This window comes from Dactylosporangium sp. NPDC049742 (genome assembly GCF_040674675.1).
Classification (GTDB): Bacteria; Actinomycetota; Actinomycetes; order Mycobacteriales; family Micromonosporaceae; genus Dactylosporangium; species Dactylosporangium maewongense.
The window spans coordinates 1-3760 of record NZ_JBFANF010000149.1 but is presented as its reverse complement, the minus strand read 5'-3'; the positions used below and the strand labels follow the sequence as shown (position 1 = coordinate 3760).

Here is a 3760-nt window from a genome sequence, read left to right as displayed (position 1 = left end):
GTGGCGCCCGATGGTCAGTGGTTCTGGAGCCACCAGAGCAGGGCCGTCAGGGCACGAGGACGGTCTTGCCGCGGAGCAGGCCGGACTCGGCGGCGCGGTGGACGGCGGGCAGGTCGGTGAGCGGGCGGGTGGCGGTGATGTCCAGGTGGACCGCGCCGGTGTCGATGAGGGCGACCAGCGCGGCGAGCTGCGTGGTGTCGTTGCGGGCGACGAACTGCACGGTGGTCAGCGAGGAGCCGGTGGGGACGGGGATCGGCACCGTGGCGGACACCGCGATGCCGCCGGGGCGCAGGAGGGGCAGGAGCGTCGCGGCGGCGTGCTGCGGGTCGAGGGCGACGAGGTTGAGGACGGCGTCGACGGGTTCGTCGAGGGCGTCGGCGAGCGCGGTGGTCGTGTAGTCGATGACCTGGTGGGCGCCGAGGCGGCGGACGGTGGCGGCGCTGCGTGGCCCGGCCGTGGCGATCACGTGCGCGCCGGCGTGCCTGGCGAGCTGGACCGCGAACCCGCCGACGCCGCCGCCCGCGCCGTTGACCAGGACCCGCTGGCCGGGCGTCACGTTCGCGTGGTCGAACACGGCCTGCCAGGCGGTCAGGCCGGCGACGGGGACGGCGGCCGCGTGGGCGAGCGGGACGGTGGCGGGCGCGGCGACGAGCGTGTCCGCCGCGGCGGTGACGTACTCCGCTGCCGTGCCGCCGCTGTCGACCCGGCCGATCACCGGGGCGCCGGGGGCGAGGGTGTGCACGCCGTGGCCCACCTCGACGACGGTGCCCGCGACCTCACTGCCGAGCGTGAGCGGCAGGTCGACCGGCAGGACGGACCGCAGCAGCCCGCGGCGCAGGCCCACGTCCGACGGGTTGAACGACGTCGCGGCGACCCTCAGCAGGACCTCACCCGGACCGGCGGACGGGCGGGGCACGTCCTCGGCGCGGATGACCGAAGCGTCGCCGTACACATGGATTCGCATGGCTCTCACCGGTCGAACCTATGGCGAGCGCGCGGGACGAGCCATGCTTGGAAGGCCTTGTTTCATGCGTGATCGTCCCGCGCCGGTACGATCGGCGGGATGGACGTGCTCAGCGACGTGATCACGGTGATGCGGACCGGGCAGCCGCGGTCGGCGCTGGTGGCGTGGCGCGCGCCGTGGGCGCAGGAGTTCGCGCCGGTGCCGGGGTCCGCGGGCTTCCAGGTGATCCTGCAGGGATCGTGCTGGCTCATCAGGCCGCAGGGCGAGCCGGTCGCCCTCGCACCCGGGGATGTGGTGCTGCGCCCGCACGGGCACGGCCACACGCTCGCGGACGACCCGCGGACACCGCCGGACACCGCCGGCGACCCGGCCGACCCCAGGGCGCTCCAGCCGTATGTCGCCGACACCGCCGGCGACATGCGGCTGGAGGGCCCCGCCACGGTCACGCTGTGCGGCGGGTACCAGCTGGACGGGACCCGCGTCCACCCGCTGCTGCGGGACCTGCCGGAGCTCATCCACCTGCCCGCGCACCTGGGCCGGCACCCCGAGCTGCGCGCGACCGTGGACCTGCTCGCCGGTGAGCTGGAGCGCCCCCGCCTCGGCACCGCCGCGATCGTCCCCGCCCTGCTCGACACGCTGCTGCTGCACGTCCTGCGGGCCTGGATCGAGCGGCAGCCCCTCCGTGCGGCCGCCGCCGGGTGGGCGGCGGCGCTCAACGACCCGGCCGTCGCCGCTGCCCTGCAGGCCATGCACCGCGACCCGGGCCGCCCGTGGACCGTCGCCACCCTGGCCGCCGAGGCCGGGCTGTCCCGGACTCCGTTCGCCCGCCGGTTCACCCAGCTCCTCGGCCAGCCGCCGCTGACGTACCTGACGTGGTGGCGGATGACCACCGCCGCGCGGCTGCTGCAGGAGTCCGGCGCGCCGCTGAGCGCCGTCGCGGCCCGCGTCGGCTACTCGTCGGAGTTCGCCTTCGCCGCCGCGTTCAAACGGCAGCACGGCGCCGCCCCCGGCCGGTACCGCAGAAACGGCAGCACGGCGCCGCCCCCGGCCGGTACCGCAGAAATCGTGCATGAGCGCACTGAACGCGGGTGACACATCGACGGCGTCGGGCTCGCCGGGCTGCCGCGGCAGCGCCCCGCCCTCGTCCGCGACGGCGGGCTCGATCCTCCGCATTCGCTGGCTCTCGGAGGGCGGGCCGGACAGTATTGGACGCATGGAGCAACCCGACTGGCACGGCCCGCTCACCGAGGCGTACGAGCAGGCGACCCGCTTCCTGACCGGTCTCCCGTCCCGCCCGGTCGGCAGCGGCGCCGGCCCGGACGAGCTGCGGGCGGCGCTCGGCGGGCCGCTGCCCGACAAGGGCACCGACGCGCGTGAGGTGATCGCCCGGCTCGCCGCCGCGGCCGACGCCGGGATCGTCGCGTCGCCGAGCGGCCGGTTCTTCGGGTTCGTCATCGGCGGCGCGACGCCGGCCGCGCTCGCCGCCGACTGGCTCACCGCGACCTGGGACCAGAACGCGGGCCTCTACGCCGCCGGCCCGTCCGCCGCGGTCGTCGAGGAGGTCGCCGGCGGCTGGCTCCGCGACCTGTTCGGCCTGCCGGCGCACACGTCGGTCGGCTTCGTCACCGGCGCGCAGATGAGCCACGTGACCGCGCTCGCCGCCGCCCGCCACGAGGTCCTGCGCCGCGCCGGCTGGGACGTCGAGGCCGGCGGCCTGCACGGCGCCCCGCGCATCACGGTCGTCGCCGGCGCCGACCGGCACTCGACCATCGACCGCGCGCTGCGGTTCCTCGGCATCGGCACCGCCGCGCTGGCGCCGGTGGACGTCGACGACCAGGGCCGCATGCAGCCGGACGCGCTGCGCACCGCGCTCGACGACCTCGACGGCCCGGTCATCGTCTGCGCCCAGCTGGGCAACGTCAACACCGGCGCGTGCGACCCGATCGGCGCGATCTGCGACATCGCGCACGCGTCCGGCGCCTGGGTCCACGTCGACGGCGCCTTCGGCCTGTGGGCCGCGGCCAGCTCCCGCCACCGCCACCTCGTGACGGGCGTCGACCGGGCCGACTCCTGGACCACCGACGCCCACAAGTGGCTCAACGTCCCGTACGACTCCGGCCTCGTCTTCTGCGCCCACCCTCAGGCCCACCGCGCCGCCATGGGCGTCCGCGCCGCCTACCTCGTCCACGCGGGCGGCAACGAACGCGACGCCCTCGACCACAACCCGGAGTTCTCCCGCCGTGCGCGCGGTTTCCCCGTGTACGCGGCCCTGCGCGCCCTCGGCCGGGACGGCGTCGAGGCCCTCGTCGACCGCACCTGCGAGCTCGCCACCCGCTTCGCCACCCACATGGGCGACGCGGTCCTCAACGAGGTCGTCCTCAACCAGGTCCTGCTCACGTTCGGCCCGCAGACCTTCGACCTCATCACCCGCGTCCGCGAGGAAGGCACCTGCTGGGTCAGCGGCACCACCTGGCAGGGCCGGCCCGCCATGCGCTTCTCCGTCAGCAACCACACCACCGACGAGTCGGACATCGACCGCGCCGCCGAGGTCATCCTCCGCCTCGCCGCCTCCTGACCAGGCGGCGCCGGCGCGCGGCCGCCGCCGCAATGATCGAAGGACGGGAACGGTCACCCCGACGACCAGCTCCGTCCTTGGATCATGCGGTTCGGGGGAGGGCGCGGCCTTCCCTGCGTCAGGACGCGCGCAGCGGTCGCATCACGCTGCGGGACGCGGATCGAGCACCTTGCCGTGGGTAGCGCGGTCGTGGGCGGCTGTGCACGGGGTGTCGGCGCGTT

General features: G+C 75.6%; 3 protein-coding genes. 2 read left to right on the top strand and 1 reads right to left on the bottom strand.

Annotated elements, in window-relative coordinates:
- Positions 1–46 precede the first annotated feature (46 nt).
- Positions 47–964: an NADP-dependent oxidoreductase gene (locus tag AB0J72_RS58790; RefSeq protein WP_363417980.1), complete on the bottom strand. Its 918-nt coding sequence runs from the start codon at positions 962–964 to the stop codon at positions 47–49.
- 99 nt (positions 965–1063) lie between these two features.
- On the opposite strand from AB0J72_RS58790, the gene AB0J72_RS58785 reads away from it, so the two are divergent.
- Together AB0J72_RS58785 and AB0J72_RS58780 are read left to right on the top strand one after the other, a co-directional pair.
- Positions 1064–2056 carry an AraC family transcriptional regulator gene (locus AB0J72_RS58785; protein ID WP_363417977.1) on the top strand — a complete coding sequence of 331 codons (993 nt, stop codon included), beginning with the start codon at positions 1064–1066 and terminating at the stop codon, positions 2054–2056.
- Between the two features lie 121 nt (positions 2057–2177).
- Entirely contained in the window at positions 2178–3539 is a 1362-nt protein-coding gene (locus AB0J72_RS58780) for an aminotransferase class V-fold PLP-dependent enzyme (protein WP_363417975.1), read from the top strand.
- The last annotated feature ends 221 nt before the right edge of the window (positions 3540–3760 follow it).

Coding starts and splice junctions, on each gene's coding strand:
- AB0J72_RS58790 (WP_363417980.1), bottom strand. CDS start 964: ATGCGAATCCATGTGTACGGCGACGCTTCGGTCATCCGCGCCGAGGAC.
- AB0J72_RS58785 (WP_363417977.1), top strand. CDS start 1,064: ATGGACGTGCTCAGCGACGTGATCACGGTGATGCGGACCGGGCAGCCG.
- AB0J72_RS58780 (WP_363417975.1), top strand. CDS start 2,178: ATGGAGCAACCCGACTGGCACGGCCCGCTCACCGAGGCGTACGAGCAG.